This window comes from Enterobacter cloacae complex sp. SHL022, from assembly GCF_049237785.1.
Lineage (GTDB): Bacteria > Pseudomonadota > Gammaproteobacteria > Enterobacterales > Enterobacteriaceae > Enterobacter > Enterobacter hormaechei_C.
In genome coordinates this window covers 238,609-265,132 of record NZ_JBMKJH010000003.1, presented here as the reverse complement: position 1 = coordinate 265,132, position 26,524 = coordinate 238,609, and the positions used below count along the sequence as shown (strand labels likewise).

General features: G+C 55.7%; 29 protein-coding genes and 3 tRNA genes. 9 read left to right on the top strand and 23 right to left on the bottom strand.

What is annotated here, in order from left to right:
• Positions 1-2: 2 nt before the first annotated feature.
• The 7 genes from hpaX to hpaG all read right to left on the bottom strand — a co-directional run bounded on the left by hpaX (position 3) and on the right by hpaG (position 7,026).
• Complete coding sequence (gene hpaX, locus ACOTZD_RS08115) at positions 3-1,346, bottom strand: 4-hydroxyphenylacetate permease (RefSeq protein ID WP_023324113.1); 1,344 nt, start codon at positions 1,344-1,346, stop codon at positions 3-5.
• Between the two features lie 21 nt (positions 1,347-1,367).
• Complete coding sequence (gene hpaI, locus ACOTZD_RS08110) at positions 1,368-2,162, bottom strand: 4-hydroxy-2-oxoheptanedioate aldolase (RefSeq protein WP_022650349.1); 795 nt, start codon at positions 2,160-2,162, stop codon at positions 1,368-1,370.
• A 10-nt stretch (positions 2,163-2,172) separates the two neighbouring features.
• On the bottom strand, positions 2,173-2,976 hold the full coding sequence (gene hpaH, locus ACOTZD_RS08105; protein ID WP_015572593.1) for a 2-oxo-hept-4-ene-1,7-dioate hydratase: 804 nt from the start codon (positions 2,974-2,976) through the stop codon (positions 2,173-2,175).
• 65 nt (positions 2,977-3,041) lie between these two features.
• The gene (locus tag ACOTZD_RS08100) at positions 3,042-3,422 is read right to left on the bottom strand and encodes a 5-carboxymethyl-2-hydroxymuconate Delta-isomerase (RefSeq protein WP_003856599.1); all 381 of its coding nucleotides are present in this window, start codon (positions 3,420-3,422) and stop codon (positions 3,042-3,044) included.
• Between the two features lie 9 nt (positions 3,423-3,431).
• Positions 3,432-4,283 (bottom strand): 3,4-dihydroxyphenylacetate 2,3-dioxygenase, encoded by an 852-nt coding sequence (hpaD, locus tag ACOTZD_RS08095; protein ID WP_003856598.1) that lies wholly within the window; start codon positions 4,281-4,283, stop codon positions 3,432-3,434.
• A 2-nt stretch (positions 4,284-4,285) separates the two neighbouring features.
• Positions 4,286-5,752 carry a 5-carboxymethyl-2-hydroxymuconate semialdehyde dehydrogenase gene (gene hpaE, locus ACOTZD_RS08090; RefSeq protein ID WP_003856594.1) on the bottom strand — a complete coding sequence of 489 codons (1,467 nt, stop codon included), beginning with the start codon at positions 5,750-5,752 and terminating at the stop codon, positions 4,286-4,288.
• The gene (gene hpaG, locus ACOTZD_RS08085; RefSeq protein ID WP_174402127.1) at positions 5,749-7,026 is read right to left on the bottom strand and encodes a 4-hydroxyphenylacetate degradation bifunctional isomerase/decarboxylase; all 1,278 of its coding nucleotides are present in this window, start codon (positions 7,024-7,026) and stop codon (positions 5,749-5,751) included. The genes hpaE and hpaG overlap by 4 nt, the downstream gene beginning before the upstream one ends.
• Positions 7,027-7,294: 268 nt before the next feature.
• Between hpaG and hpaR the strand changes: the two genes are divergently transcribed.
• Both hpaR and tsr read left to right on the top strand, forming a co-directional pair.
• Positions 7,295-7,735 (top strand): homoprotocatechuate degradation operon regulator HpaR, encoded by a 441-nt coding sequence (gene hpaR / locus ACOTZD_RS08080; RefSeq protein ID WP_137041740.1) that lies wholly within the window; start codon positions 7,295-7,297, stop codon positions 7,733-7,735.
• Between the two features lie 83 nt (positions 7,736-7,818).
• The gene (tsr, locus tag ACOTZD_RS08075; protein ID WP_003856589.1) at positions 7,819-9,483 is read left to right on the top strand and encodes a methyl-accepting chemotaxis protein; all 1,665 of its coding nucleotides are present in this window, start codon (positions 7,819-7,821) and stop codon (positions 9,481-9,483) included.
• Positions 9,484-9,575: 92 nt separating this feature from the next.
• On the opposite strand, the gene ACOTZD_RS08070 is transcribed toward tsr, so the two are convergent.
• The 9 genes from ACOTZD_RS08070 to ACOTZD_RS08030 form a co-directional block, all read right to left on the bottom strand.
• Positions 9,576-10,085: a GNAT family N-acetyltransferase gene (locus ACOTZD_RS08070; protein ID WP_050871255.1), complete on the bottom strand. Its 510-nt coding sequence runs from the start codon at positions 10,083-10,085 to the stop codon at positions 9,576-9,578.
• A complete protein-coding gene (opgB, locus tag ACOTZD_RS08065; protein WP_045335577.1) occupies positions 10,085-12,376 on the bottom strand; it encodes a phosphatidylglycerol--membrane-oligosaccharide glycerophosphotransferase in 2,292 nt (763 codons plus the stop codon). Before opgB ends, ACOTZD_RS08070 begins: the two co-directional genes overlap by 1 nt.
• A gap of 271 nt (positions 12,377-12,647) precedes the next feature.
• The gene (locus ACOTZD_RS08060; protein ID WP_003856582.1) at positions 12,648-13,130 is read right to left on the bottom strand and encodes a DUF2501 domain-containing protein; all 483 of its coding nucleotides are present in this window, start codon (positions 13,128-13,130) and stop codon (positions 12,648-12,650) included.
• An 84-nt stretch (positions 13,131-13,214) separates the two neighbouring features.
• Entirely contained in the window at positions 13,215-13,952 is a 738-nt protein-coding gene (dnaC, locus tag ACOTZD_RS08055) for a DNA replication protein DnaC (protein ID WP_003856580.1), read from the bottom strand.
• Positions 13,949-14,494 carry a primosomal protein DnaT gene (gene dnaT, locus ACOTZD_RS08050; RefSeq protein ID WP_003856579.1) on the bottom strand — a complete coding sequence of 182 codons (546 nt, stop codon included), beginning with the start codon at positions 14,492-14,494 and terminating at the stop codon, positions 13,949-13,951. The genes dnaC and dnaT overlap by 4 nt, the downstream gene beginning before the upstream one ends.
• A gap of 124 nt (positions 14,495-14,618) precedes the next feature.
• Entirely contained in the window at positions 14,619-15,047 is a 429-nt protein-coding gene (locus ACOTZD_RS08045; protein WP_003856578.1) for an organic hydroperoxide resistance protein, read from the bottom strand.
• A gap of 84 nt (positions 15,048-15,131) precedes the next feature.
• The gene (locus ACOTZD_RS08040; protein ID WP_032608457.1) at positions 15,132-15,584 is read right to left on the bottom strand and encodes a MarR family winged helix-turn-helix transcriptional regulator; all 453 of its coding nucleotides are present in this window, start codon (positions 15,582-15,584) and stop codon (positions 15,132-15,134) included.
• Positions 15,585-15,628: 44 nt separating this feature from the next.
• Positions 15,629-16,102, bottom strand: a complete 474-nt coding sequence (locus tag ACOTZD_RS08035) for a threonine/serine exporter (RefSeq protein WP_003856576.1) — start codon at positions 16,100-16,102, stop codon at positions 15,629-15,631.
• Positions 16,093-16,869 (bottom strand): threonine/serine ThrE exporter family protein, encoded by a 777-nt coding sequence (locus tag ACOTZD_RS08030; RefSeq protein ID WP_047654644.1) that lies wholly within the window; start codon positions 16,867-16,869, stop codon positions 16,093-16,095. The genes ACOTZD_RS08035 and ACOTZD_RS08030 overlap by 10 nt, the downstream gene beginning before the upstream one ends.
• 390 nt (positions 16,870-17,259) lie before the next feature.
• Between ACOTZD_RS08030 and ACOTZD_RS08025 the strand changes: the two genes are divergently transcribed.
• Both ACOTZD_RS08025 and bglJ read left to right on the top strand, forming a co-directional pair.
• A complete protein-coding gene (locus ACOTZD_RS08025) occupies positions 17,260-17,997 on the top strand; it encodes a helix-turn-helix transcriptional regulator (protein WP_003856574.1) in 738 nt (245 codons plus the stop codon).
• Positions 17,994-18,626: a DNA-binding transcriptional activator BglJ gene (gene bglJ / locus ACOTZD_RS08020; RefSeq protein ID WP_003856573.1), complete on the top strand. Its 633-nt coding sequence runs from the start codon at positions 17,994-17,996 to the stop codon at positions 18,624-18,626. The genes ACOTZD_RS08025 and bglJ overlap by 4 nt, the downstream gene beginning before the upstream one ends.
• Before the next feature lie 37 nt (positions 18,627-18,663).
• Here the strand turns inward: bglJ and ACOTZD_RS08015 are convergent, their stop codons facing one another.
• Positions 18,664-19,122, bottom strand: coding sequence for a YbaK/EbsC family protein (locus ACOTZD_RS08015; RefSeq protein ID WP_003856572.1), 459 nt, complete (start codon positions 19,120-19,122; stop codon positions 18,664-18,666).
• A 328-nt stretch (positions 19,123-19,450) separates the two neighbouring features.
• On the opposite strand from ACOTZD_RS08015, the gene ACOTZD_RS08010 reads away from it, so the two are divergent.
• Positions 19,451-20,797 carry a PTS sugar transporter subunit IIC gene (locus ACOTZD_RS08010; protein WP_023324119.1) on the top strand — a complete coding sequence of 449 codons (1,347 nt, stop codon included), beginning with the start codon at positions 19,451-19,453 and terminating at the stop codon, positions 20,795-20,797.
• A gap of 77 nt (positions 20,798-20,874) precedes the next feature.
• Here ACOTZD_RS08010 and fhuF read toward each other — a convergent pair whose 3' ends face one another.
• Together fhuF and ACOTZD_RS08000 are read right to left on the bottom strand one after the other, a co-directional pair.
• Positions 20,875-21,663, bottom strand: a complete 789-nt coding sequence (gene fhuF, locus ACOTZD_RS08005; protein ID WP_003856570.1) for a siderophore-iron reductase FhuF — start codon at positions 21,661-21,663, stop codon at positions 20,875-20,877.
• A gap of 95 nt (positions 21,664-21,758) precedes the next feature.
• Positions 21,759-22,823, bottom strand: a complete 1,065-nt coding sequence (locus tag ACOTZD_RS08000; protein WP_023324120.1) for a GGDEF domain-containing protein — start codon at positions 22,821-22,823, stop codon at positions 21,759-21,761.
• 216 nt (positions 22,824-23,039) lie between these two features.
• Between ACOTZD_RS08000 and ACOTZD_RS07995 the strand changes: the two genes are divergently transcribed.
• A complete protein-coding gene (locus ACOTZD_RS07995; RefSeq protein WP_032628028.1) occupies positions 23,040-23,309 on the top strand; it encodes a DUF1435 domain-containing protein in 270 nt (89 codons plus the stop codon).
• A 42-nt stretch (positions 23,310-23,351) separates the two neighbouring features.
• Here ACOTZD_RS07995 and ACOTZD_RS07990 read toward each other — a convergent pair.
• From ACOTZD_RS07990 to rsmC, 4 genes are all read right to left on the bottom strand, one after another.
• Positions 23,352-23,438 (bottom strand) — tRNA-Leu (locus ACOTZD_RS07990).
• Between the two features lie 32 nt (positions 23,439-23,470).
• Positions 23,471-23,556: transfer RNA gene (locus ACOTZD_RS07985), tRNA-Leu, on the bottom strand.
• Between the two features lie 28 nt (positions 23,557-23,584).
• Positions 23,585-23,671: transfer RNA gene (locus tag ACOTZD_RS07980), tRNA-Leu, on the bottom strand.
• Between the two features lie 145 nt (positions 23,672-23,816).
• Positions 23,817-24,845 (bottom strand): 16S rRNA (guanine(1207)-N(2))-methyltransferase RsmC, encoded by a 1,029-nt coding sequence (gene rsmC, locus ACOTZD_RS07975; RefSeq protein WP_023324121.1) that lies wholly within the window; start codon positions 24,843-24,845, stop codon positions 23,817-23,819.
• Positions 24,846-24,947: 102 nt separating this feature from the next.
• Between rsmC and ACOTZD_RS07970 the strand changes: the two genes are divergently transcribed.
• Genes ACOTZD_RS07970 through yjjG form a run of 3 tightly spaced genes read left to right on the top strand, consistent with a single transcriptional unit; the run spans position 24,948 to position 26,470 of the window.
• The gene (locus ACOTZD_RS07970) at positions 24,948-25,361 is read left to right on the top strand and encodes a DNA polymerase III subunit psi (RefSeq protein ID WP_003856566.1); all 414 of its coding nucleotides are present in this window, start codon (positions 24,948-24,950) and stop codon (positions 25,359-25,361) included.
• On the top strand, positions 25,330-25,773 hold the full coding sequence (rimI, locus tag ACOTZD_RS07965) for a ribosomal protein S18-alanine N-acetyltransferase (protein ID WP_003856565.1): 444 nt from the start codon (positions 25,330-25,332) through the stop codon (positions 25,771-25,773). The genes ACOTZD_RS07970 and rimI overlap by 32 nt, the downstream gene beginning before the upstream one ends.
• 19 nt (positions 25,774-25,792) lie before the next feature.
• The gene (yjjG, locus tag ACOTZD_RS07960; protein ID WP_003856564.1) at positions 25,793-26,470 is read left to right on the top strand and encodes a pyrimidine 5'-nucleotidase; all 678 of its coding nucleotides are present in this window, start codon (positions 25,793-25,795) and stop codon (positions 26,468-26,470) included.
• Positions 26,471-26,524: the final 54 nt, after the last annotated feature.

The window sequence follows — 26,524 nt, the reverse complement described above, 5'->3', positions numbered from 1 at the left end:
CCTCAGTGGATCTTTTGCGCCGCGATGTCCGGCTCACGCTCAAGGCTTTCCCGGCGCGTCATCGGAATGCGCGTCAGCACCAGCGCGCCCACCACCAGCAGACCTGCCACGAACCACAGTCCCGAGCTGAAGCTGCCGGTCGCGTCGCGCAAAATACCTATCAGCAATGGGCTGACGGCAGACCCGACGTTGCCGATGGCGTTGATCACCGCCAGCGCCACCGCGCGGGATTGCAGGCTAATAACCTGATCCGGCGTGGTCCAGAATATCGCCATGGCGGTAAACGATCCGGTTGAGGCCATGATGATGCCAAGCAGCTGGATCAGATTGTGATCGGTCGCCGAGGCCAGCATCCATCCCGCCGCTGCAAAAAGATACGGCAGGATAGTGTGCTTTTTTCGCTCTTTCAGCCTGTCGGAGCGGCGGCTCCACCAGATCATCCCGAGGATGGTGCAAAACTGCGGGATCGCCGCCAGCAGGCCAATCACGATATTGCTGCTGCCGGTGTTGAAGCTTTGCAGGATCTGCGGCGTCCAGATGTTGATCGCGCTCAGCGTATTCGTCAGGCAGAAGTAGGCCAGCGTGTAGAGCAGCACGGCGGGCGTTAGCACCTCGCGCAGCGTCGATCGCGGCGTGGCGGCATGCGCAATGGCCAGCTCCTGCTCGCGGGCGATCATCGTTTTGAGTGCCTGCTTTTCGTCATCATCCAGCCAGGTGGCCTGATCCGGGGTGTCGTTAAGGTAGAACCAGGTCACCACGCCGAGCACCACCGACGGTAGCCCCTCCAGCAGGAACAGCCACTGCCAGCCCTTAAGGTTCCACAGTCCGTCCATCGCCAGAATGTACCCGGAGAGGATCGAACCGAGCATCATGGTCACCGGCATGGCGATCATAAACAACGCGTTGGCGCGGGCGCGGTGATAGGCCGGGAACCACCAGGTGAGATAGACCAGAATGCCCGGCAGGAAACCGGCTTCGGCAATGCCCACCAGCATGCGCAGGACGTAGAGCGTTTCGGGGCTGGTGGCGAACATGGTGCAGGTAGAGGCGATGCCCCACACCACCATGATCCCGGCGATCCAGCGGCGGGCGCCGATCTTCGCCAGCATGATGTTGCTGGGGATCCCGCACAGCACGTAGGTCACGTAAAACAGCGTCGCGGCCAGGCCAAACATGGTCGACGTGAGGCCCAGATCTTTGCCCATCGTCAGCCCGGCAAAGCCGATGTTGATGCGATCGAGAAACGAGAAGACAAACAGGATAAAAAGAAACACGATCAAACGACGGAACAGCTTATTAATAACGCGATGTTCAACAGCTTTATTATGCAGGGTTGAGGTCGTCATGTTGCGCTCCACATCGTACGTTTAGTAGACGGATTTATTGTTATCAACTGCTGTGGTGACATCGGTAAAGCGGGCCGCCAGCGCTTCGGCGCTGCGGGCGAGCAGGGTGGTATCCACGCCGACCGCGACAAACAGCGCGCCGAGTTCAAGATAACGTTTTGCCAGTTGCTCGTTCGCCATCAGGATGCCGGGCGCTTTGCCCGCGCTGAGGATCTGCGCGATCGCCTGCTCTATGGCGGCCTGCACCTCCGGGTGCTGCGGATTACCGGCGAAGCCCATGTCGGCGCTCAGATCCGCAGGGCCGATAAACACGCCGTCCACCCCTTCCACGTCCAGGATCTGCGGCAGGTTTTTCAGCGCCTCGCGAGTTTCGATTTGCACCAGCACGCACATGGCGTCGTTAGCCTGATGCAGGTACTCCGGGATGCGGTTCCAGCGCGACGCCCGCGCCAGCGCGCTGCCGACGCCGCGAATACCGGCAGGCGGGTAGCGGGTGGCGCTGACAGCCAGACGGGCTTCGTCGGCGTTTTGCACCATCGGCACCAGCAGGGTTTGCGCCCCCACGTCCAGCAGCTGCTTGATCTGCACCGGATCGTTCCACGACGGGCGCACCACCGGCTGGCTGGGATAAGGGGCGATGGCCTGGAGCTGAGTCAGGATGGTTTGCACGCTGTTCGGCGCGTGCTCTCCGTCGATCAGCAGCCAGTCAAAACCGGCCCCGGCCAGTAGCTCAGCGCTGTAGCTGCTGGTCAGCCCCAGCCATAACCCGATTTGCGGACGGCCCGCCTTCAGCGCCGCTTTGAATGCGTTTTGCATGGTCATCTCCTTACACAAAGCGGCAGCTGATGGAGCCCATGTTGCCGTAGTCGACGTGGAAGGTGTCGCCTCTGCTGGCGGCAACCGGGCGGGTAAACGAGCCGCCGAGGATGATTTGCCCTGGCTCAAGCTGCACGTCGTATGGCGCGAGTTTGTTCGCCAGCCACGCCACGCCGTTCGCCGGGTGGTTAAGCACGCCTGCGGCGACCCCGGTCTCTTCGATCACGCCGTTGCGGTAAAGCAGGGCGGAGATCCAGCGCAGATCCAGCTCGTCGGGTTTAATCGGGCGGCCGCCGAGGATCACGCCCGCGTTGGCGGCGTTATCGGAGATGGTGTCGAACACCTTGCGCGGGCGCTGGGTTTCCGGGTCAACGTTATGGCAGCGGGCGTCGATCAGCTCCAGGGCGGGGATGACGTAATCCGTGGCGTTGTAGACGTCGAAGATCGTGCAGTTCGGGCCGCGCAGCGGTTTTGCCAGCACGAAGGCCAGCTCCACTTCGATGCGCGGGACGATAAAGCGATCCACGGGGATGTCGCTGCCGTCGTGGAAGAACATATCGTCCAGCAGCGCACCGTAGTCCGGCTCGCTGATCTGCGAGCTGGCCTGCATCGCTTTGGAGGTAAGGCCGATCTTGTGGCCTTTCAACACGCGGCCTTCGGCAATTTTCAGGCTCACCCATTCGCGCTGGACGGCGTAGGCGTCTTCAATGGTGATCTCCGGGTACTCCAGCGAGATCGCGCGGATCTGCTCCCGGGATTGTTCCGCCTGATGCAGACGGTGGGCGATCAGGGTATGGGTGTGTTTGTCGAGCATGGCGATATCCTGTTTTTATTTGTTTTCTCCCTCTCCCCGTGGGAGAGGGGACAGACCGTGCGGTGTTATTTAAACAACGCGTGCACGTTGTTTTGCTTGTAATTAAGCGTCGGGTGCAGCTCGTCCAGCTCGAACGACAGCGCCAGATATCGGCCCGCCATTAGCTCTGCGAAGTGCGTTTTGATCAGCGCAAACAGCATTTCACCGACCTCTTCCCGGCTTTCCAGGCTGCGCCCCGCGCCGATCTTCAGCGTCATATGCACAAAGGCGTAATCGTGCTTACCGTCGGCCATCTGCCAGGTATCCAGCCAGTGGGCGCGGCTGCGGATGCCCCCGAGCGGGAAGATCCCCGTGGCGGCGAGCGCCTCGTTCACTTTGGCGAACAGACCCGGCAGGTCGGCCTGCTCGCGGATGTTGTTGGTACATTCAGCAATAAAGTGCGGCATAACGACTCCTTAGGCGGGCAGCGGGAAAACGGCGTTGACCTGGCCGGTGCCGGAGCTGGCGAACAGCTCGGTGAGAAACTCCACCTTACCGTCGTATTTGTCCCAGCCGAGCATCCCCAGCAGCATCACCGTGTCGTGCATGTTGCCCTCGCCGTAGCAGTAGTCGGCGTACTCCGGCAGCATGCTGCAAAACTCCTTGAACTGCCCCTCGCGCCACAGCTTCACCACGCGCTCGTCCATCTGGCGATCAAACTCGCGGGTGTAGCTGTTCATCCCTTCCTCCGCGCGCTGGTCGTCGATAAAGCGGTGCGACAGCGAGCCGCTGGCGAGCACCGCCACGGTGCCGTCGTATTTTTCGATGGCGCTGATGATGGCCTCGCCCAGCCTGCGGCTGTCGGCGAAGTCGTGAACCGTGCAGAACGCCGAGATGGAGACCACTTTGAAGTGCTTATCCGCGTTCATGTAGCGCATCGGCACCAGCGTGCCGTACTCCAGCTTGAGGCTCGGGATGTTGTGCGCCTTGGCGCGAACGCCAAGCTTCACCGCTTCGTCGGCAATCAGCTGGCCGAGTTCCGGGTTGCCGTCGTAGTCGTAGGTCATGTCGCGAATAAAATGCGGCAGCTCGTTGCTGGTGTAGACGCCTGAGAAATGGTCCGCGCAGTTGATGTGATACGCGCTGTTCACCAGCCAGTGGGTGTCGAAGACGATAATGGTATCCACGCCCAGCTCGCGGCAGCGCTTGCTGATCTCTTTATGCCCATCGATGGCGCCCTGGCGGCAGCCGTGGTTTTTGCCCGGCAGTTCAGAGAGATACATTGACGGCACGTGGGTGATTTTTGCCGCTAACGCTAATTTTCCCATGATCAGATCCCCCACTTTGGAATCGGATGGTCGCCCATGGAGATGCACACGTTCTTCATCTCCGCGAAGACCTCGAAGCTGTACTCGCCGCCTTCGCGCCCGGTGCCGGAGGCCTTCACGCCGCCAAACGGCTGGCGCAGGTCGCGCACGTTCTGGGTGTTGACGAACACCATGCCCGCTTCGATGTTGCGCGCCAGACGCAGCACTTTGCTGACGTCCTGGGTCCAGATGTACGACGCCAGGCCATACTCCACGTCGTTCGCCAGGCGCAGCCCTTCCGCTTCGTCCTTAAACGGCAGCAGGCAGGCCACCGGCCCGAAGATCTCTTCCTGCGCCACGCGCATGCGGTTATCGACATCCGCCAGCACGGTCGGGCGCAGGAAGTTGCCGCCTTTCAGGTGCGCAGGCAGATCGGTCGGTTTGTCCGGGCCGCCCGCCAGCAGGGTTGCCCCCTCTTCAATGCCGAGGCGGATATAGCCGGAGACTTTTTCCCAGTGCTGCTGGCTGATGAGCGCGCCAATCTGGGTGTTCGGATCGGTCGGGTCGCCCACGCGCAGGCGGTTGGCGCGCTCGGCAAAGCGTTTGACGAACTCCGGGTAGATGCTCTGCTGGATGAAGATGCGCGAGCCGGCGGTGCAGCGTTCGCCGTTGATGGAGAAGATGGTGAACAGGGCGGCGTCCAGCGCGCGCTCGATGTCCGCGTCTTCAAAAATCAGCACCGGAGATTTGCCGCCCAGTTCCATAGAATACTTCTTCAGCCCGGCGTTTTTCATGATGTTACGCCCGGTGGCGGTGCCGCCGGTGAAGGAGACGGCGCGCACGTCATGATGACGCACCAGCGCGTCGCCCGCCGTGGCGCCATAGCCCTGCACCACGTTGAGCACGCCCGCCGGAATGCCCGCTTCGAGGGCCAGCTCGCCCAGACGGTCGGCGGTCAGCGGGGAGAGTTCAGACATCTTCAGCACCGCGGTGTTACCCAGCGCGAGACAGGGCGCGACCTTCCAGGTGGCGGTCATAAACGGCACGTTCCACGGCGACACCAGCGCGCAGACACCCACCGGCTGCACCAGGGTGTAGTTGAGCATCTTGTCGTCTACCGGGTAGGTTTTGCCGTTCATCTGCTGGCACACCTCGGCGAAGAACTCGAAGTTGTGCGAGGCGCGCGGAATGAGCACGTTTTTGGTCTGGTGGATCGGCAGGCCGGTGTCGGCGGTCTCCATCGCGGCAATGTCCGGCACGTTCTGGTCAATCAGATCCCCCAGGCGACGCATCAGGCGCGCACGCTCCTTCATCGGCAGGTTGGCCCATTTCGGGAACGCCTCTTTGGCGGCGGCAACGGCCTGATGGATTTCGGCTTCGCCCCCGGAGGCTACTTCAGCCAGCACCTCGCCGGAGGCCGGGTTAGTGGTTTGGAAGTACTCACTTCCGGCGACGTTTTTCCCGTTGATCCAGTGGTTAATCTTTTTCATTTTGCAGTCTCCTCACTGACAATTCGGTTTACCAGACGGCCTACGCCCTCCACTTCCACCACCACTTCATCGCCCGGTACCACGTCGGACAGCCCCTTCGGCGTGCCGGTGGCAATCATGTCGCCCGGTTGCAGGGTCATGAAATCGCTCAGATACGCAATCAGGAATGGGATGCTGAAAATGAGATCGGCGGTGGTGCCTTCCTGACGCAGTTCACCGTTAACGTAGGTGCGAAGACGAAGGTTGTGCGGGTCAGGGATGGCTTCTTTTGGTACCACGTTCGGGCTGATGGGGGTCAGCCCGTCGCGGCTTTTCACCCGCAGGTTTGGGCGATAGTAGTTTTCGAGATAATCGCGGATGGCGTAGTCGTTGCACACCGTGTAGCCCGCAACATAGTCCATCGCCTCGGCTTCGCTGACCTTACGCGCGGTTTTACCGATGACCACCACCAGCTCGGCTTCGTAATGCATGTATTCAATGTTGTTTGGGCGCACCGAGGTCTGGTTGTCGCCATTAAAGGTGTTCGGCGCTTTGATAAACACCAGCGGCTCGGTAGGCGGTTTGAAGTCCAGCTCGCTGGCGTGATCGGCGTAGTTCAGGCCGAGTGCGAACAGCGTGGCGTGCGGCGGCGTGCGCGAAGCAATGGTAACGTCGCGTTCCACTACCACCGGGTTTTCCAGCGGCGGAAATCCCTCTGCCAGAATGCGAACCCGATCGCCCGGGCGAATTTCGACACGGCTTTGTGGGGTACCGAGCAATATCGCATCGCCGGGGTTCAGGGTGGCAAATTCGCTCAGCGCGCTCAGCAGTTCGGCGGCGTTGCGGTGCAGATCGGCCGTGTTCCAGTGGTCCGCTTCGCGACCGTTGATCTCGGTGATGATGGTCAGGTTGTCCACCTTATCAACGGCGACAGGTTCGCCGAGCGGGCAAAATCCATCCCGACATTTGGCCTTGATCGCCGGACGGTAGAAGCTCTCTTCCGGCAGGCTGATTTCGTTGGCCAGCGCGTAGCCAGCGATGTACGCCGCCGCCTCTTCAACGCGGACTTTGCTGGCGGTTTTGCCCACCACCAGCGCCACCGTTGCGCCGCTTAACACGGTTTCTCCCTGTGGGAAGGGAATCGGCTCGCCTGCGCGAATAACGGTGTTATGTGGCTTGATAAACCACACCGCCGTTTTTGGCGGCGCGTTATAGGGGGCTTTTTCAAACGCCTCAGCCCAGGCTGCACGCTGGCTTTGGTGGTTTAGCGCTACGGCAAAAACAGTACCTTTCATTCCCATACTCCTCAAACCGGCTGTCCGGTTTTGATTTCATTAATATGTTAATGAACTGGTTTTATGCTTTTGCTGTTCGTTTCGCAATCAGAAGTGAATAATTTGTGATATGAATAACAATAAATTTACATAAATGAGTTAATTATCTTTTAATTCAAAGGATTAAAAAAATGGCATTGTTTCTGTTAGACTTTTTGGGTTACAACGTGTTGTCTATAAAAGCATCTGTTTTAAATTGTTTACTTATTAATGATGTAAGGGGAAGGTGATGCATGACTCATTAACCATTGCGCTGTTGCAGGCTCGTGAAGCGGCGATGGGCTACTTCCGCCCGATAGTGAAGCGGCATAATCTGACCGAGCAGCAGTGGCGTATCGTCCGCGTGCTGGCCGAGCATCCCTCCATGGATTTTCACGATCTGGCGTTCCGCACCTGCATTTTGCGCCCAAGCCTGACCGGCATTCTGACGCGGATGGAGCGCGACGGTCTGGTGCTGCGCTTAAAGCCGGTGAATGACCAGCGCAAGCTGTACGTATCGCTGACGAAAGAAGGCAACGCGCTGTACCAGCGTGCACAGGCTCAGGTGGAAGAGGCGTACCAGCAGATTGAGGCGGAATATACCCCTGAGAAGATGACGCAGCTCACGGCGCTGCTGGAAGAATTTATTGAACTTGGAAACCGACATATTGCCGCGCGGGACGATGAGTAAAAACCCTAAATTCCAGGATGATTTTCGTAAAGTTTTCCCTTTCCAGGCCGAAAATTCTGTATCTGTCTGAGGAAAGAGAAAACATGTTAAATCGTATCAAGATTGTCACCAGCTTACTGCTGGTTTTAGCGATATTTGGCCTTTTACAACTCACATCCGGTGGTCTTTTCTTCAATGCCCTGAAGCATGACAAAGAGAATTTCACCATCCTGCAAACCATTCGCCAGCAACAATCCACCCTGAACGGTAGCTGGGTGGCGCTGCTGCAAACCCGTAACACTCTGAACCGCGCGGGTATCCGCTATATGATGGATCAGAACAATATCGGTAGCGGCTCAACCGTCGCCGAGCTGATGCAGATTGCCTCTGCGTCTCTGAAACAGGCGGAAAAAAACTGGGCGGATTACGAAGCGCTGCCGCGCGACCCGCGTCAGAGCGACGCTGCGGCACTGGAAATCAAACGTAATTACGATATCTACCACGGCGCGCTGGCCGAGCTGATCCAGCTGCTGGGGGCGGGCAAGATCAATGAGTTCTTCGACCAGCCGACCCAGAGCTATCAGGATGGCTTTGAGAAGCAGTACGTCACCTATCTGCAACAGAACGACGCGCTGTATCAGACCGCGGTTGAAGACAGCAACAGTTCTTACCGCCAGGCTATCTGGGTGCTGATTAGCGTGCTGGCTGCGGTGCTGGTGGTGATTGTTGCCGTCTGGCTGGGTATTCGTCAGGCGCTGATTTCGCCGCTGAACCGTCTGATTGACAGCATTCGTCATATCGCCAGCGGCGACCTGGTGAAGCGCATCGACGTGGAAGGCTCCAACGAGATGGGGGAACTGGCTGACTCCCTGCGCCACATGCAGGGCGAGCTGGTGCGTACCGTGGGTGACGTGCGTAACGGCGCAAACGCCATTTACAGCGGTGCGAGCGAAATCTCGATGGGTAATAACGATCTCTCATCCCGTACCGAACAGCAGGCTGCCTCTCTGGAAGAGACCGCCGCCAGCATGGAACAGCTGACTGCCACCGTGAAGCAGAACGCCGAGAACGCCCGTCAGGCGAGCAACCTGGCCCTGAGCGCGTCTGAAACCGCGCAGAAAGGCGGCAAGGTGGTGGATAACGTGGTGCAGACCATGCGCGATATCGCCGGCAGTTCGCAGAAAATCGCCGATATCATCAGCGTGATCGACGGGATTGCCTTCCAGACCAATATTCTGGCGCTGAACGCGGCGGTAGAAGCGGCGCGTGCGGGCGAGCAGGGCCGCGGCTTTGCGGTGGTTGCAGGTGAAGTCCGAAACCTGGCGCAGCGCAGCGCCCAGGCGGCCCGTGAGATCAAGAGTCTGATTGAAGACTCCGTGGGGCGCGTGGAAATTGGTTCAACGCTGGTGGAAAGCGCGGGTGAAACCATGGGTGAGATCGTGAATGCGGTAACGCGCGTGACGGACATCATGGGCGAAATCGCGTCTGCGTCTGACGAGCAGAGCCGCGGTATCGACCAGGTTGGGCTGGCGGTGGCTGAGATGGATCGCGTGACCCAGCAGAACGCCTCGCTGGTGGAAGAGTCTGCGGCGGCGGCCGCGGCACTGGAAGAGCAGGCGAGCCGTCTGACGCAGGCTGTTGCGGTGTTCCGTATTCAGCAGGAACAGATGAAGGCGCGCGAGTTCGCCTCCGCGAAAAGCGTTGCCGCTCCGGTAGTGGCGCGTAAACCGGCGACCGCAGATGCGGGCGATAACTGGGAAACGTTCTGACGCTGTGCGTTTTGCCGGGTGGCGGCTGCGCCTTACCCGGCCTGCGGAATTGGGTTTTGTAAGCCCGGTAAGCGCAACGCCACCGGGCGATCTTACAGAGGCAGGCGCATGGCGCAGCGGGAACCATACGCTAAACCGTGCGCCGTCTCTTCCTCGCGTTTCTGGCGCAGTTCCGGCGTCAGCGTCGTCAGCATTTCAAACCCTAATCGCCTGTAGAAGGGCGCATTCCACGGGACATCACGAAACGTCGTTAACGTCAGCGAGTTCAGCCCCAGACTGCGGGCATGCGCGGCGGCACGGGCGATTAACTGGCGTCCGAGACCTCGTCCCTGCCAGTCCAGGTGAACCGACAGTTCCACAATAAACAGCGACGATGGATGAGCTTCGGCGAGAATAAAGCCCACAGGCCTGTCGTCAGTCAGCGCCAGCCAGCTCAATCCGCGTCCGGCGTAACCGAGGTGATCTTCAACACAAATAACCTCATTGTCTGCCAGCCAGGCCAGCTCAGGAACGTCGCGAAACCGCTGCCCCGCCGCACGTTCGATGGCGGGCAGGGCAGCGACGTCGTCGATGCGCGTCGGGCGAAGGGTGAACGCCGTCATCAGCCAGCGCTGCTCACAATTTTAATCTCCACCATGCCGATCCCCAGCTTGCGCGGAGCGTGACCGAGAATATTCCCTTCGTTAGTGGACTGCGGATCGGGCGGCACAATGACCAGCGTATTGCTGCGCGTTGGGTTATCGAAGTGCAGCGTGCTGGTGGTGACATCATTGCTCAGCGTCAGCGTCTGTTCTTTATCGCCGACGCGCACCGGTATAGGGCGATTCGCGTTGGGACCAAATGCCCTGGCGGTGATCACCAGATCGAATTTCTCCGGCAGCGGATGGGTATATTCAATTTTCACCTCATCGCCTAACTGGGCGTTAGACCAGCGCCCCCATGATTCCGGCCGCGAAATACCGCTGAACTGCTTCACCTCTTCCGGCGCGCCGGCAACATTAAAGATGAAGCTGTCTGCTTTATAACGAATGTCGTTGTCGACGATTTTCAGCAGGTCTACGTTGCGCTGATAGCGTGCGGTATCAATAACCGTATCTTTAAACGCGGTTTTTCCCTGCCACTGCGGTTTGTCAACGTGTTGCACGGCCTGCTCGCCGCCGAGTTGCCCCTGAGAGACGCACCAGTCGGTGGACAGCGACAGCTGTTGCGACCAGAGCTGGCCCATTTTGTAGCATTTGTCGACCCAGACGAAATTATCGCGCGGGGCGAATTCCGCCAGCTGGAAGCGCAGTGGCGCGGAGTATTCGCTTTCCGGCAGCGGCTCGACGCGGTTATCCGACACGCGCAGCAGCAGTGGCAGGCGGAAATGGCTGCCGGAGAACGCGATCATTTTTTTATCCTGATCGATGGTGAAGTCTTTTATCTCTTTCGGGAAGTTCCACAGACGAATGATATCCGGCTTCCAGGCGAGGATTTTTTCCTTCATGTTGAGGAAGATTTCCGACAGGGACTGGCCCGACAGCGTACTGCGGCCCAGTCCAATGAAGTTATCGCCACCCAGAATATCCAGCACGGTAGCGCCGTTATCCATCGAGTTACGTTTAGCGGCAATGATCTCCTGCTGCGGTTTATCGCCGCGCAGCACAAAGAACAGGTTGCTGCGATCCAGCTTATTCAGCTCATCCCAGGCGCTGTTTTTCATCGCCAGATGGTCAGATGAGACGACGATGACCGTATTTTTGAAATACGGCGACGCTTTGATTTTTTCGATTAACGCCGCGATATGCTCCTGGCTACAGGTCACGGCGCTGAACGACTTGTTGTTTTTACCGTCAATGTCGTAGCCCTGACGTTTACAGGTGCGTGAGACAAAACCATCCGGATGATGCGTGTCGACGGTCAACGCAAACAGCGAGAAGCGTTTACCGGCGCGGGAAAGCTCCTCGAATTTCTTCCAGGTTTCATCCAGAACGGTATCGTCGTAAAAGCCCCAGTCGTTGCGGTAGGCCGGATCGGCCACCGTGGTTTTCAGCTCTTCGGAACCATACAAGTGATCGAAACCGTGGGATTTCAGGAACACATCTTTCCCGGCAAAGCGCAGGTTAGCGCCCTGCATAAAGTAGTTTTCATAGCCCGAGTTTTTCAGGATATCGCCGAGGCAAATGTTCTGCGGGAAGAAGCTCGACATTGAGGCGGAAGCGTTGCCTTCAAACGGAGCGAACAGCGGAATGCCGCACTGGGAGGCCACCATCCCGGCGATGGTGTAATCCGTGCCAGGGAGCTGCATGGTGTGGCTGAAGTCGAGGCCCTGGTTTTTCAGCGCGCCAAGCTCTGGCGTCAGGTTCGGGAAAGCATCGTTATCAAAATAGGTGCGCTCCAGACTTTCGCCGTAGATATAGACCAGGTTGAGTCTGGGATTGTCGATCTTCTTCGAGGGTTCTTTGTAATAGGCCGCAAAGTCCGGGTCGCCATCGCGCGACTGGGATTTTACCAGCTCGGTAATTTGATGGAATGCGGGGCTGGCATCCACGGAGGCCAGCGCCAGGCACAGCGCCAGCAGGCTGTAGCCATGATGATGCGGACGGTGACGGCGACGGCGCAGAACCCAGGCCAGCGCGGCGAAGATGCCCACCAGGGCGACCACCAGCCCCAGACCCGGAAGGATATACTTACCTACACCAGCGCCGGTCAGGCTGTTGGTCAACGTGTAGAGCACCGCGTCGTTAATACCGTCGCCGGTAAAATAATCGCTGGCATATAACGTAATGTTTAAAACAATAAAAATGCCGAGCACCACCAGGGTGGCCACAAACCACCAGGTGTGACGACCGGCTTTCCAGGCATAAACGCCGATGGAAGCCAGGAAAAGGACAAGGGACATTAACTCTGACAACAGCAGATCCTCATCATGCCGGACGCTTAGCCGGCTAATTGCTTATTTTTTGGGTAATACAATGTAATTGCGATGTCGCTTAGCTGCAATTTTAGTGTCACGAAAGTGTGCTGTTGTTAGGATTTGGTTTATAAAATCGGATTTTTGAATACAGTCGCATCGTGGTACACGGAGGCTGAGGTGGTGGCAGGGGATAAAAAAACGCACTTCACGCCGCGGTGTAAGACTAACGTAATAAACCCGGCGTGTTGTGGCAGAAAATGGGAGACGATCAGGAGAGGAAATTAACGCCTTGTTTCAGCACCAGATCGCAGGCTTTCGTTTTCACCTGTTTCGCCAGAGATGAATTTCCAAGGGTGCTGAGGTTCAGCTGCTGGCCATTTTGCGCGTTCAGCAGGCCCTGAATACCGTCCATATAGTTGGTGTCCGCTTTCTGCTCCTGAGTGTCCAGACCCAGTTTACCCAGCACCTGGTTTTTAATGTTTTCGGTATCGGTGACGGAAGCCAGTTTCTGCTTCGCGCAGTATTCCAGAATGCCCGCCGCATTGTTCATCGTGCCGGCGCTCAGGCTTTGGGAGCTGTTACTCAGCAGGCCGGTGAGGGACGAGGCTGACAGCCCTCCCTGGGAAGTGCCGCTCTCTTTGGTTAACTCACTTGCTGCGCTGGAGAGCGACTCCTGCCATGATGCGGCCTGCGCTGCGCCAGTCACCAGCAGGGTGCCAGTAAGGATGCTGATAAGAAACTGTTTTTTCATAATGATTTACTCAACAAGGTCCGTTTTGGGCCAGAAGTGGGTTCAGTATATACCTCTGCTCTTCCGGCGCTCCCTGGAAATATCTTAATACTCTTTGCCGGTGACGCGGCTGCGGTAGCTGTCCCAGTCGAAGATGACGTACAGGCTGTTACCCAGCTTCATGCGATCCATTACCCGCTCGCCAAGAAGTCGGGTCATCTCGTCGATATTGTGGTTCGTCAGCATACCTGTTGGGCGTTTTGACGACGAACGGCGATCGACAATCTGGTTGATGATCACTTTTTCGTAGCGGGACTCCGTCTGGACGCCGATCTCGTCGATGACCAGCAAATCCACGTTACTTAAATCATTCAGCAGCTGTTCTTCGCTGGTTTCGCGGTTGCTGAAGGTGTCCTTCATGGCGGACATAATATCGGCCACGGTGATAATCAGCACTGACTTCCCGCGCAGCAGCAGCTCGTTGCAGATAGCGGCCGCAAGGTGATTTTTCCCCGTGCCGGGTTTTCCGCTAAAGATGAAGCTGGCAATGTTGCCGTCAAATTCATCCACATACTGGCGCGCCTGGTTGAGGGCGTTCATCTGCCCCTGCGACTCGACCTTATAATTCTCGAAGGAGCAGTTCTGGTGCAGAGGGCGAATGCCAGAGCGGTTAAAGGTGCGCTGCATTTTCATCGCGCGGTTTTCGCGGGCGAGGGCAGCCGCGCGAATTTTACCCTGCTCTTTTTGCCACGCCAGCAGCTCTTCACCGGTGGTGAAGGCGGGCTTCACGTTGGCGGGCATCATCTTCTGCAAACGTTTCATCAGGTCGCCGACGTTTTTCATTTCGCACCTCGGAATCCATCAGGGATTTTTTTGTCCGGTTCTGAAAAGGCATTGATATCACGTTTTGGCTGGCCATTGTTGCTGGCGCGGTTGATTTGCAGACTGCGCGCGAACTTTTGCTGCCACTGAACATGGTGGAAGACTTTTCCTTCAGCCTGCCAGTAAGCGGTAAAGGCCGCCAGCTCTTCTGGCGTCGCGGGCTGCGCGAGGGCTATTCCCCATAAGGCCGCCTGCCGCTGAAAATCGGCGTCCGGCTGCCAACCGGCGTACATGGGAAATTTCCCCATTGGAACGGCCACCGGAGCGCTGGCGGGTTCGTCAAAAAACTGATTATCCAGCATGACATCGCTCGCCGGGCGCGACAGCTTCGCTTCAATTTCCAGAAGCTGCGCCAGACGTTCCGGCGTGACCGCATAAAACGCCGGGGCGTTGTCGGCAAATACCGCGAGCGTGCCGCCTTCGGCGTGCGTCAACACACCGCGAGGATCGCGCATAAAGGCATCAATGCCAGCAATGCTGGTGGTCAGGATTCTGGAGGACATAACACTTTCTCAACTGATTACTACGGGCGTGATTGAGGGTTATGGTAGCACAGAGAGAGGAGAGGAAAGGAGAGGATTTCCCCGGCGGCGTTACGCTTACCGGGGCTAAAATCACAGGAGCTGATTACGCGATGATGTTCAGCGTCACGTCGATATTGCCGCGCGTCGCGTTAGAGTACGGACAGACAATATGCGCCGCATCCACCAGTTTTTTGGCTTCCGCTGCGTCCATCCCTTCAACGTGGATGTTCAGCTTCGCTTCGATACCAAAACCGGTTGGCAGCGGGCCAATCCCCACTTCGCCTTCAATAAAGGCATCTTTTGGCAGAGCGAATTTGTCGCGTGCCGCAACGAACTTCATTGCGCCCAGGAAGCAGGCGGAGTAACCCGCAGCGAACAGCTGTTCAGGGTTGGTTACTTCACCCCCCATGCCACCCATCTCTTTGGGGACACCCAGTTTGACATCCAGAACGCCATCGGAAGACGTTGCGCGGCCATCACGGCCTCCGGTTGCTTTGGCTTTGGCAGTGTAGACAACTTTTTCTAAAGACATGGCAGGTTCCTCATCTTACGTTTATATGCGCTATTAAATAGCGCGCGATGTATTAAGTTAAAATCATGCGCGTAAAGTATAGCCTTACGCGCGATGAAGCTGTTGGCGCAAAAGTTCGAGCTGGTGCTTGAGCGCCAGCATGGTGTCGGTATCACACTGCGCTGCACAGCCCACGGCGTGGGGTATCGTCACGGCCTGCTGTTGCAGCGCCCGACCCGCGTCGCTCAGGGTGACGGCGACCTGACGCTCATCCTGACGGGAACGCTGGCGGAAGATTAATCCTGCACTTTCCAGGCGTTTCAGCAGGGGCGTCAGGGTGGCGGAATCCAGGAACAGCCGCTCGCCAATGTCTGATACCGTAATATCATCCTGCTCCCACAGTACCAGCATCACCAGGTATTGCGGGTAGGTCAGGTTAAGCGGCGCCAGCAGTTGCCGGTAGAGCTTGTTAAGCGCCAGATTTGCCGAATAGAGGGCAAAACAGAGCTGGTTATCCAGCAGAAGCGCGTTAGTGGTGTCGTTCATTTTTGCATCCATGAAATGAATATAGATAGTGCGCGATACAATTGCAAGCTATTTTATTATACGCGTGGACGTTTGCGGTAAAGCCATAAGCCGGGGATCGACAGGCCGATGGAGAGCGCGCCCACAATCGACGAGGCTTTAAGGAAGTTGCTCAGAAGCAGGATCATCTGCGGTTCGCTGTAGCCAAAGTGGCTGATTTTGACGGCGGAAATCATCGCCGTATAGGCTGAAATACCCGGGAACATAGGAATGACTGCCGCCACGGTGAACACCTTCGGATGCGCCAGATACCAGCGGGACCACTGAATACCGATGCTGCCGACCAGCATGGAGGCGATAAACGTCGACCATTCGATATTAAAGCCCGCGGTCATCATGATCATACGTGACCCGTGGCCAATGGCACCCAGCAGCGCACACCAGGGTAATGCACGTTGCGGGACGTTAAACACCATCGCAAAGCCAACGGCGGGAAGGGCTGCCAGGAGCATGTCCTGCGCCAGTGCGAGCAGAAAATCGATCACGCCCATCCGCGTAACCCCCAGAGTGTCATGGCCATTACCACCCCGATACAGGTCGCCAGCGTCAGCAGGCTGGCTATCGCCCAGCGCGCCAGACCGGTGTTGATGTGGCCTTTGAACATATCAGCGACGGCATTGATTAAGGGAAAACCCGGCACCAGCAGCAATACGCTGGCGGCCATCGCAACAGTAGGCGTGCTGGCGAAGTAAGGCTGGCGCAAAAGCAGGCCGGATACGGTTGTCGCCACAAATGCCGTGATGCAGAAGTTAATTTGCGGATGCAGTTGCCTGTGCGTCAACAACTGGCGGAAATACATCGCGATGCTGCTGGCAAAGAAGGTCACGACAGCGCCGTCCCAGCCGCCCGCGTTGAGCTTGCAGAAGCAGGCGCAGGAGAGTCCCACCATCAGCACAACCAGCCAGCGTGGATACCGGAGAGGTTTGATCTGGTTGAAGCGTTTCTCTATTTCCCGCAGATCGAGCAGCCTGTGTTCAGCAAGGATCACAATGTGCTGCACTTCCGTCACGACGTGCATGTTAATGCCGCGGTCATGATTTTTACGAGTGGAGGTGAGGCACTGTCCGTCTTTAATGGTGGTCAGTACAATGGCATTTGACGAGATGGAGCTCTCAACGCTGTCCATCCCCAGCGCCAGACCAAGGCGTGTGGAAAGTTCTTCGACGAGGGCGCTTTCTGCCCCGTGTTGTAAGAGAAAAAGTCCGCACTGAATACATAGCCGCGTGGTAGCACGTTGCGTAGACCGATCTGCCTGCATGAAACGCCCTGAAGAGAAGAGAGATTGCTTACTTTTAACACAAAGGGCAGGGCCCTTTGCGCTGGGCCAGATCAACATTTGTGCGATCAGTTGCGTGTCCAGCATGGCGAAGAGGCCGTATCTTTATTTATTTAATGAATATGTGACGAGAATTAATAAAAAAAATATATTAAGTATTTCTAATTTCATATTTTCGATCTTTTCACACAACCAGAATTAAATTCTTGTAGTCTTTATGCGATATTAAGACTGTATTGGGCGTTTCATAACCCATGTGACATTTCTTCTGATTTACGAATATTAAGCCGTTTTGTACTAAGGAATACAAACGTGTTTAACCTCGTAGGGTTAGTTCGTTCTTAAATAATGAATTCATGACATGGAGGGTCTATGTTGCCATTGAATGGTAAACACGGAGTTGTGATTAGCAGAGTGCCGGTTATGCAAAATGGGTTAGGTGGCGTCATGTCGCGTCATTTTCCCGATTTTGAGATAACGTACTGCCGTTCGATGCAGGAGTTGACGCTACTTCAGTTGCGTCGCGCCGGGGTCGTTATTGCCGATATTTCGGGTGAGTATCGTAATCCTCGCGGCACGCTTGAGCAGTATTATGGATTAATGAATCAGTATCGGGATATTCACTGGATATTCCTTGTCTCGCGTCCTCTTTATCCGCTTGCAGTAGAGCTTCTTATGCGTCCGGAAAGCACGCTGCTTTCAGATATGGAGCCTATTGAAGGCGTCATTAACGCTATTCGCGCGGGCAGTGAACGTGCCGAGCGAATAAGCCAGACGTTATTAATACCGGAAACGCCCGATATTGAAGAGGAGAGTGAGCAAATGATTGCACTCACTCACTCTGAACGCAAGGTGTTGCGTTTACTCGGTAAAGGTTGGGGAATCAACCAAATTGCCACACTACTGAATAAAAGTAATAAAACGATCAGCGCACAGAAAAACAGTGCAATGCGTCGCTTATCACTTCGCAGTAATGCCGATATGTACGCGTGGATAAGCAGTACCCAGGGAATGCGAGAACTCAGTTTAATGTCGGCTTATGGAGAGTTTGAGGAATGGAAAAGACCACTGCAACAAGACATATCGCCGTCATCGAAAGCTGCTCAATGAGCGCTGTGGGGCTGAAGCATCTCTTTGCGATGCCCAGCCTGAGCCATTACCAGGTGCACCTGTTTAGCAGATTCGCCAGCTTTAAAGCGGCGCTCTCGGATATCTCATTCTATGCGGTTATCTATTCACTGTCTGATGAGCGTGAGGAGCGGAGAAACTGTCTTGCCTGTTTACGGGATCTCACCTTCACCCACAGCGACGTCCAGCGTATTGTGCTGGCCTCTGACGAAATGGAGGCGAGGCTGGTCAGCCATCTTTCGCCTTCTCGCTTGCATGGAATCATCAGTAAATCGGTTCCGCTAAAGCAGCTAATGGAGGGCCTGAAGACATTACTCAGCGAAACGCATCAGGTGAACGACAACATGTACAATCACTGGTGTGTTAGCAATCGTATGTTAAGCCCAACCGAGAGGGCGATTCTGCGTTATATGTCATCGGGTTTTTCGATCCCTGAAATTGCAGCACAGCTTGAACGCAATATTAAAACTATCCGGGCGCATAAGTTTAACGCCATGGTAAAGCTGGGCGTCAATTCTGACGTGGGATTACTGGATGCGGCGGATATCCTGGCGCATCTCCCTGCCCGGGAAGTTCGTCGTTCCGCTCTCACCGTTCCTTCATTCTCTTAGCGTTAAATGATGCGCCAGAGTGCTTCTGGCGCATCGTTCAAATGCACACATCTACCCATTTTGCTGCGGTCAGTTCCGCCATTCTGTCGGGCGATATACGCACCGCACTGTGGATGGCGCCCGCTGCGGGTAACACTTCCGCGTATTGTTTTAATGTGATGTCACAGTAAACAGAAAGCGGGTTTTCCAGTCCGAAAGGGCAGACGCCGCCAACAGGATGACCTGTCAGGGTGACTACCTCATCGCTGCTGAGCATGCGGGCTTTTGCGCCGAATGTCTCTTTAAGCTTTTTGTTATCCAGACGCGCATCGCCTTTTGCAACCACCAGAATCACGTCATTTTTAATTTTTAGTGACAGCGTTTTGGCAATTTGGCCGGGTTCAACGTTGTGCGCGGCAGCAGCAAGGGCAACAGTCGCTGTGCTTTGGTTAAGCTCAATGATCTCTATATCCGGAGCGTGTTCGGCAAAAAACTGTTGTACAGACTGCAAACTCATTGATTCCTCCTGACAAATATCCTGCGTAATCTGTCATAAGAATTTAGTCGCTGTAAATATCCCTTAAGTAACAAATATCCGTCAGGGGCGATTTCTGGATCGCCTTCACATTCACAGAAACCGGTTACAGTAACCGGTTGCAGAGCGTGATGCAGAGATTAATACTGAGTGTGTAACTTCCCCTGTATCTAATAATAAGAGCTAATTATGAAACCATTCCGTTTGAGCAGTACCGCAGGTACACGATCCGGCAAGGTTGTGACGCTGATGTATGGAACAACGTGTGACGTGAGAACGTCCGAAACGAACGTATGACAGGAGATCTGCTATGTCTGCCAACCATGCTGCATTTAATCTGATTTTCCGCTTCGTTGAAAATTATGTTAGCCCTATTGCCGGGCGCATCTCTTCCCAGCGTCACGTTATGGCTATTCGTGACGGGTTTATCTCAGCGATGCCGTTTATGATTGTGGGCTCGTTTCTGTTAGTGTTCGCTTACCCACCTTTTTCGCCTGATACCACCTGGGGTTTTGCTCGCGCCTGGCTGGATATGGCGAAGCAGTTTGAAGGCCAAATTCTGACGCCGTTTGATATGACAATGGGGGTGATGTCCCTTTATATCTGTGCGGCTATTGCCTACAACCTGGGCAAACATTACGTTAAAACCCATCAGCTGGATCCGTTCATGTGCGCGATGCTGTCGCTGATGGCGTTCCTGCTGGTCGCCGCCCCTAAAACCAAAGGCGCTTTGCCGGTCGATAGCCTGGGAGGGACCGGTATTTTCACCGCGATTCTGGTGGCGATCTATTGCGTTGAGATGATGCGTTTCCTGAAAGCACACAATATCGGGATCCGCCTGCCAGACCAGGTTCCGCCGATGATCAAAAACTCGTTTGATCTGCTGATCCCGGTGCTGGTGGTGGTGCTGACGCTCTATCCGCTGAGTCTGCTGATCCAGTCGCAGTTCGGTATGCTGATCCCACAGGCCATCATGTCGATATTCAAACCGCTGGTCTCTGCAGCTGACTCGCTGCCTGCGATCCTGCTGGCGGTGCTGATTGGCCACCTGCTGTGGTTTGCCGGGATCCACGGCGCGGCGATTGTCTCCGGGATGCTGCAAATGTTCTGGCTGACGAACCTGGGGGCGAACCAGACCGCGCTGGCGGCAAGCCAGCCTTTGCCACACATCTTTATGGAAGCCTTCTGGACGTTCTTTATCGTTATCGGCGGATCGGGGGCGACGATGGGTCTGGTGTTCTGCTATCTGCGTAGCCGCTCCGCGCACCTGCGCTCTATTGGACGTCTGAGCGTGGTGCCAAGCATTTTCAATATCAATGAGCCGGTGATTTTCGGTACGCCGATTGTGATGAACCCGGTGTTCTTTATTCCTTTCCTGCTGGCGCCGATGGTTAATGCCGTGCTGGCATGGGCAGCGATGAAGTTTGATCTGATTGGCCGCGTGATTTCCGTCGTGCCGTGGACGGCACCGGCTCCGGTTGGTGCCGCCTGGGCGCTGGGCTGGGATTTCCGTGCAGCCATTCTGGTGCTGGTTTTGGCCTGCGTTTCCGCGATTATCTATTTCCCGTTCTTCAAGGTGTACGAGAAACAGTTGCTTCAGCAGGAAGCGGAAGAAGCACAGCGTAATGGAGAAGAGGAAAATGAGCAGGTCGCTTAGGTAAAAGCAAAACGGCAACGCAGATTGCCGTTTTTAGTGTTTGTTCTCTCTCACTGCGGGTATCAGGCCGGGCCAGACTACTTAAGCGTGCAATCGCCGCACTGCTGGACGTCCGGCAGACGGTAGCGCTGACAGCAGGTACGACGTACCAGAAGTCCCTCACGCGGAACCACGGTGCGGTAAAGAGGGTTATCCCGTCCATCCGATAGCTGTCTGGCAAAGAAACAGCTCTGACGCAGTGCATCCACTTTCTCGTCGCCGAGCAGCGGCTTCATTTCCGTTAAATACCAGTGGATAAGATACCCGGTATTACTCCAGATCAGTTTGCCGTTAATCTCTCCCGTCGCTTCCAGCGCATCAATGACCGGAACCAGCGCTCTTGTAATCAGCCGTTCCATACGCGCCTGCGCTGACAGGTGTCTCGCGCTCGGATCTTCATGTACATCAATCCAGAAACAGGCAGCGCGCCCGGTTTCATGAAATTCAACATGGAAATGTTCCGACGAGAGATCGAGCATCGTTTCCTGGGTCAGCAGGGCTAGCATGACGGGCGGCACCATCAGCCCGATATACCACTGTGCCCAGAGGGATAACAGCGGTTTATTTTCCCGCGTCAGGGTAGGTTGGTTACGATAAATATGGTCGGAATAGGTTGCCAGCAGCGACCGCAGCTCGGCAGGACGTTGCCACTCAGTCAGCGTCAGCGCATGATGCGGCGGTGCTTCATCCAGTTTGATGAAATCCAGCAGATGGGCGCGCGTTACGGCAATTTTTTCCCGAATGGCATCCGCAAGCGTCGTTTCCCCGGCGGAGAGTGGAGCTCGCCAGAGCAGGGGCTCAACGATGTGTGCGGTACGAGTCGCCATAGTGTGGATTACAAATCTAAATGATAATGATTGCCAATCCTAACTATAGATAAAACCAAGCGCAAGCGTTTTATCCTGGCGCTGTGAAGGCGGTTTCAGGCATTATGAAGCTCTTCGCTCAGCAGAATGCTGTTACGTCCCATATGCTTGGCTTCATAGAGGGCTTTATCCGCTTTCGCCAGCGCGCCCTCAACGTCTTCACCTTCGAACATGGCGATGCCGATGCTGATGGTCACGTTAGTGGCGACGCTTTCGTTAAACATATGGGGGATTTTAAGATCGTAAACCTTCTGACGTATGCGTTCAGCCGTCTGGCGCGCTTGCTCCAGCGGGATGTTACTCAACAGCACCATAAATTCTTCCCCGCCAAACCGGGCGACAACATCGCGTGAGCGCACGGCGTCGCGTATCGCAGCCGAGACCCTGATCAAGGCCTGATCGCCCATCATATGGCCGTAATGGTCGTTGTAGGCTTTGAAGTGGTCGATATCCATCAGCAGCACGAAGTGCTCGCCAGCGTCAGGCCTGGGAAGGTTCTCCAGCCGGCTTTGCAGCCCGCGACGGTTATACAGGCCGGTGAGCGGGTCCATCATGCTAAGATCGGTCAGGGTTTCGCGCTCCTCCAGCAGTTCGGAAAGCAGCTCCTGGGCGAAACGGTCATTGCGCCGCTGAAGAACATGATGGATACCAATGGCGACCACCGGCAGCGCGAAAAAATAGGCCATTCTCAGCCAGTTTTCGGACGGGCTAAGCCACAGGCAGGATATAAAGGCGGGAAATGAATGTAACGTAAAGGCTTTAATATTACTCGCGAACGCCAGAGACCCTATAAAAAGCACTGTTAATAGCGCCATCATTAAATAGGTCGCGTGATCGTGCGTGATTAACAGAAATTTAGAGACGATCTGCCAGGCCCATAAAAGACCAAAAATAGCTGAAACAACAGGGATATTTATTTTTCGCGTGCTGTTTTTCCAGTGCCAGATAAGTAAGCCTGTGCTGATAGTCAGTACGGCAAAGAGCGGGACTGATAACACACGCACGGAATAGAGAGGATTTGTTACCGAGAACAATGCTGATGCGGCGTTCAGAAATAAAAACAAACGTAAAGATAGCTGATATTTCTTGTTGACTAAAGACAGCCAGGATTGTGATGTCATATGCGTGCGTTTTTATTAAAACTCAATTAAAACAATGAGCAAGGTGTTGTCGTGTAATATTGGTCGCTACAAAATTGAATTTTTATTATCAGAAAAACTTTATCGGAAGTTAACAGGTGGGCAATTTATCACCTTACACATTCTCTGTCATTATGGGAAAGCAATTGCTGGCGCAATTTCTTACGTCGCCTGCTGACAAGTGATAATTACTATCATATGATACTGGTTATCATTATCAGTGCGAGAGGTGAAACCATGTTGAGCAAAGCGCTGGGAAGTGGGTGGGGAATATTACTGCCTGGTTCCATTATCGGTGGGCTGATGTTTACCGATCTCCCCATTGATGTCTGGAAAGCAATGATTGTTTCAGGCTTGCTGGTGACATCCGCGATGATCTGGCACAAACAGTTACGGCATTATGTCCTGCTGCCTTCATGCGTGGCGCTAATCAGTGGACTGCTGGTGATTCTGATGAGTTTGAAATAAAAGGGAAAAAGAAGAGGCACTGCTGAGAGGATGTAAGATAATTGGTGCGAGGGGGGGGACTTGAACCCCCACGTCCGTAAGGACACTAACACCTGAAGCTAGCGCGTCTACCAATTCCGCCACCTTCGCACAGTCATCTTACTGGTTTGATATCGCCTCGTTGGTGCGAGGGGGGGGACTCGAACCCCCACATCCTAAGGACACTAACACCTGAAGCTAGCGCGTCTACCAATTCCGCCACCTTCGCCCAGTGCGAGCAATATCAACGTGATTTATGGTGCGAGGGGGGGGACTTGAACCCCCACGTCCGTAAGGACACTAACACCTGAAGCTAGCGCGTCTACCAATTCCGCCACCTTCGCATACCATCGACACTGTAAAAGTATCGTAACCACGGAGGCGCATTCTAGATGTTTTCAGCTTTACGTCAACAGAAAATTGCGCACGTTGTTTTGATTGCTGCAAAATTGGGCGATGGCAGCGTCAGCCATCGCCGGACCGGGGGGGTTACTTTTTCGCCTGGCGCGTCATCACGGTGCGATAGACCTTAAAGCGACCCGTCTGGGCGATCACTTCGTGGAAGCCAAAGGTTTCATCCAGTACTTTCGGGTATGCGAGGAAGGCGTTCGCCACAATACGCAGCTCACCGCCGCTGTTGAGGTGACGGGTTGCGCCACGGATCAGCGTTTGCGCCGCTTCAAGGCTGGTCTCCATTCCGTCGTGGAACGGCGGGTTAGAGATGATCATGTCAAAGCGACCGGTCACGTCGGAGAAGACGTTGCTGGCAATCACGTCGCCTTCAATGCCATTCGCAGCAAGCGTGGCGCGGCTGGCTTCTACCGCCGGAGCGCTCACGTCACACAGGGTTAAACGCACTTTTGGTGAGTGACTGGCGAGAACCGTTGACAGCACGCCCGCGCCACAGCCGACGTCCAGCACTTTGCCCTTGGTATGAGGCGTCAGGGTGGACAGCAGCAGCTTACTGCCCGTATCGAGCGCATCACGGCTGAACACGCCCGGCAGGGTTTTAATGGTCAGGCCTTCAAGCTGGTACTCGTCCCAGAAGGCGTCGGCATCGAAGGTGGTCTGTTTTTCCAGACGACCATGGTACAGGCCGCAGCGACGGGCGCTGTCGATTTTCGTCAGCGGCGCCCAGGCTTCGAGCATCTGCTCTGCGCTACGCACCCCGCTGCGGTTTTCACCGACAACAAAAATATCGCAGCCGACCGGCAGCAGAGAAAGCAGGTTCATCAGCTGGAACTGGGCTTCCGGTTTGTTTTTCGGCCAGTAGTAAATGAGCGTATCGCAGTCAGCAATATCGCTCTGCTCCGCCGCCAGGCTAAAGCGCGCGCGCTCGCCCATCTGACGGCTCAGCACTTGCCAGTGGTGATAGTACTGGGTGTGGGCACGGCTTTCAGCACAGTCGAAACGTGCGGGCAGGTCATCCTGCATATCTCCGGCAAACAGAATACGGCTTTCTTCGAAATCATCACTGTGACGCAGCAAGACTTCACTTGCCGGGGTAAATGCAGACATGAATTGTTCCTCAATAAACTCAGGCGGGGATTATAGTAGGTAGATGGCGCAGTTTCGACACATTTGCTATATTTGCGCGCCTGAGAGACAGGAGTTTTCGCTATGACATCCCGACGAGACTGGCAGTTGCAGCAACTGGGTATCACCCAGTGGGCTTTGCGTCGCCCGACGGCGTTGCGGGGCGAAATAGCCATCTCCATCCCTGCGCATGTCCGCCTGGTGATGGTGGCAGAAGCGCCGCCTGCCCTGAACGAGCCCCTGATTGAGGATGTCCTTCGCAGCCTGAAGGTGACCCACGATCAGGTATTACAGCTGGCGCCCGAAAGCGTCGCGATGCTTCCCTCTGACAGCCGCTGTAACAGCTGGCGAATCGGGGCGGTGGATGAGCTACCCCTTGAAGGAAGCCAGATCAGCTCGCCAGCGCTGGACGAACTGAAAGCCAACCCAAAAGCGCGTAGCGCGCTATGGCAACAAATTTGCGAATATGAACACGATTTCTTCCCTCACGACGGCTGACCTGACCACCGCGTTCGCGATTGAAACCCGCGCCCATGCCTTTCCGTGGAGCGAAAAGACGTTTGCCAGCAATCAGGGCGAACGCTATTTAAATCTCCGCCTGGACGTTGACGGTGCGATGGCTGCGTTCGCCATCACGCAGGTCGTTCTGGACGAGGCGACGCTGTTTAATATCGCGGTCGATCCCGCATACCAGCGCCGCGGGCTGGGCAGGGAACTGCTTGAGCACCTCATTCGTGAGCTGGAAACCCGTGACGTTTTCACCCTGTGGCTGGAGGTGCGCGCGTCCAATGTCGCCGCCATCGCGCTCTATGAAAGCTTAGGCTTCAACGAGGCGACTATCCGCCGTAACTACTACCCCACCGCAGAGGGACGTGAAGACGCCATTATCATGGCTCTGCCGATTGGATAACGAAAATAAGGTTGTAACGATGAAATGGGACTGGATTTTCTTTGATGCCGACGAAACGCTGTTTACGTTTGACTCGTTCGGCGGCCTACAGCGGATGTTTCTCGACTATAGCGTGACGTTCACCGCGGAAGATTTTCAGGACTATCAGGCGGTGAACAAACCGCTGTGGGTGGATTACCAGAACGGAGCCATCACCGCGTTACAGCTTCAGCATCAGCGTTTTGACGTGTGGGCTGAACGGTTAAACGTGAGTCCTGGGGTGCTGAACGAGGCCTTCCTGAATGCGATGGCGGATATCTGCGCGCCGCTGCCCGGCGCCGTTTCTTTGCTGGATTCGCTGAAAGGGAAGGTGAAGCTTGGGATCATTACCAACGGCTTTACCGCGCTTCAGCAGATTCGCCTTGAACGCACCGGCCTGCGCGATCATTTCGACGCGCTGGTGATCTCCGAAGAGGTGGGCGTACCGAAGCCGGATCCGCGTATTTTCGATTATGCGTTGGCGCAAGCGGGCAATCCTGACCGCGATCGCGTGCTGATGGTGGGGGATACGGCAGAATCTGATATTCTGGGAGGTATGAGATCGGGCCTGTCGACCGTCTGGCTGAATGCGCATGGCCGCATGCTGCCGGAAGGCATCGAGCCGACCTGGACCGTTACGTCATTGAACGAACTGGAGCAGCTCCTGTGTAAACAATGATTGCCTGCCCCCTGTTGATGGGTAAAATAGCCGCATTTTTCGTATTCCATGATG

Coding starts and splice junctions, on each gene's coding strand:
- hpaX (WP_023324113.1), bottom strand. CDS start 1,346: ATGACGACCTCAACCCTGCATAATAAAGCTGTTGAACATCGCGTTATT.
- hpaI (WP_022650349.1), bottom strand. CDS start 2,162: ATGCAAAACGCATTCAAAGCGGCGCTGAAGGCGGGCCGTCCGCAAATC.
- hpaH (WP_015572593.1), bottom strand. CDS start 2,976: ATGCTCGACAAACACACCCATACCCTGATCGCCCACCGTCTGCATCAG.
- ACOTZD_RS08100 (WP_003856599.1), bottom strand. CDS start 3,422: ATGCCGCACTTTATTGCTGAATGTACCAACAACATCCGCGAGCAGGCC.
- hpaD (WP_003856598.1), bottom strand. CDS start 4,283: ATGGGAAAATTAGCGTTAGCGGCAAAAATCACCCACGTGCCGTCAATG.
- hpaE (WP_003856594.1), bottom strand. CDS start 5,752: ATGAAAAAGATTAACCACTGGATCAACGGGAAAAACGTCGCCGGAAGT.
- hpaG (WP_174402127.1), bottom strand. CDS start 7,026: ATGAAAGGTACTGTTTTTGCCGTAGCGCTAAACCACCAAAGCCAGCGT.
- hpaR (WP_137041740.1), top strand. CDS start 7,295: ATGCATGACTCATTAACCATTGCGCTGTTGCAGGCTCGTGAAGCGGCG.
- tsr (WP_003856589.1), top strand. CDS start 7,819: ATGTTAAATCGTATCAAGATTGTCACCAGCTTACTGCTGGTTTTAGCG.
- ACOTZD_RS08070 (WP_050871255.1), bottom strand. CDS start 10,085: ATGACGGCGTTCACCCTTCGCCCGACGCGCATCGACGACGTCGCTGCC.
- ACOTZD_RS08060 (WP_003856582.1), bottom strand. CDS start 13,130: ATGAAAAAACAGTTTCTTATCAGCATCCTTACTGGCACCCTGCTGGTG.
- dnaC (WP_003856580.1), bottom strand. CDS start 13,952: ATGAAAAACGTCGGCGACCTGATGAAACGTTTGCAGAAGATGATGCCC.
- dnaT (WP_003856579.1), bottom strand. CDS start 14,494: ATGTCCTCCAGAATCCTGACCACCAGCATTGCTGGCATTGATGCCTTT.
- ACOTZD_RS08045 (WP_003856578.1), bottom strand. CDS start 15,047: ATGTCTTTAGAAAAAGTTGTCTACACTGCCAAAGCCAAAGCAACCGGA.
- ACOTZD_RS08040 (WP_032608457.1), bottom strand. CDS start 15,584: ATGGATGCAAAAATGAACGACACCACTAACGCGCTTCTGCTGGATAAC.
- ACOTZD_RS08035 (WP_003856576.1), bottom strand. CDS start 16,102: ATGGGCGTGATCGATTTTCTGCTCGCACTGGCGCAGGACATGCTCCTG.
- ACOTZD_RS08030 (WP_047654644.1), bottom strand. CDS start 16,869: ATGCAGGCAGATCGGTCTACGCAACGTGCTACCACGCGGCTATGTATT.
- ACOTZD_RS08025 (WP_003856574.1), top strand. CDS start 17,260: ATGTTGCCATTGAATGGTAAACACGGAGTTGTGATTAGCAGAGTGCCG.
- bglJ (WP_003856573.1), top strand. CDS start 17,994: ATGAGCGCTGTGGGGCTGAAGCATCTCTTTGCGATGCCCAGCCTGAGC.
- ACOTZD_RS08015 (WP_003856572.1), bottom strand. CDS start 19,122: ATGAGTTTGCAGTCTGTACAACAGTTTTTTGCCGAACACGCTCCGGAT.
- ACOTZD_RS08010 (WP_023324119.1), top strand. CDS start 19,451: ATGTCTGCCAACCATGCTGCATTTAATCTGATTTTCCGCTTCGTTGAA.
- fhuF (WP_003856570.1), bottom strand. CDS start 21,663: ATGGCGACTCGTACCGCACACATCGTTGAGCCCCTGCTCTGGCGAGCT.
- ACOTZD_RS08000 (WP_023324120.1), bottom strand. CDS start 22,823: ATGACATCACAATCCTGGCTGTCTTTAGTCAACAAGAAATATCAGCTA.
- ACOTZD_RS07995 (WP_032628028.1), top strand. CDS start 23,040: ATGATACTGGTTATCATTATCAGTGCGAGAGGTGAAACCATGTTGAGC.
- rsmC (WP_023324121.1), bottom strand. CDS start 24,845: ATGTCTGCATTTACCCCGGCAAGTGAAGTCTTGCTGCGTCACAGTGAT.
- ACOTZD_RS07970 (WP_003856566.1), top strand. CDS start 24,948: ATGACATCCCGACGAGACTGGCAGTTGCAGCAACTGGGTATCACCCAG.
- rimI (WP_003856565.1), top strand. CDS start 25,330: ATGAACACGATTTCTTCCCTCACGACGGCTGACCTGACCACCGCGTTC.
- yjjG (WP_003856564.1), top strand. CDS start 25,793: ATGAAATGGGACTGGATTTTCTTTGATGCCGACGAAACGCTGTTTACG.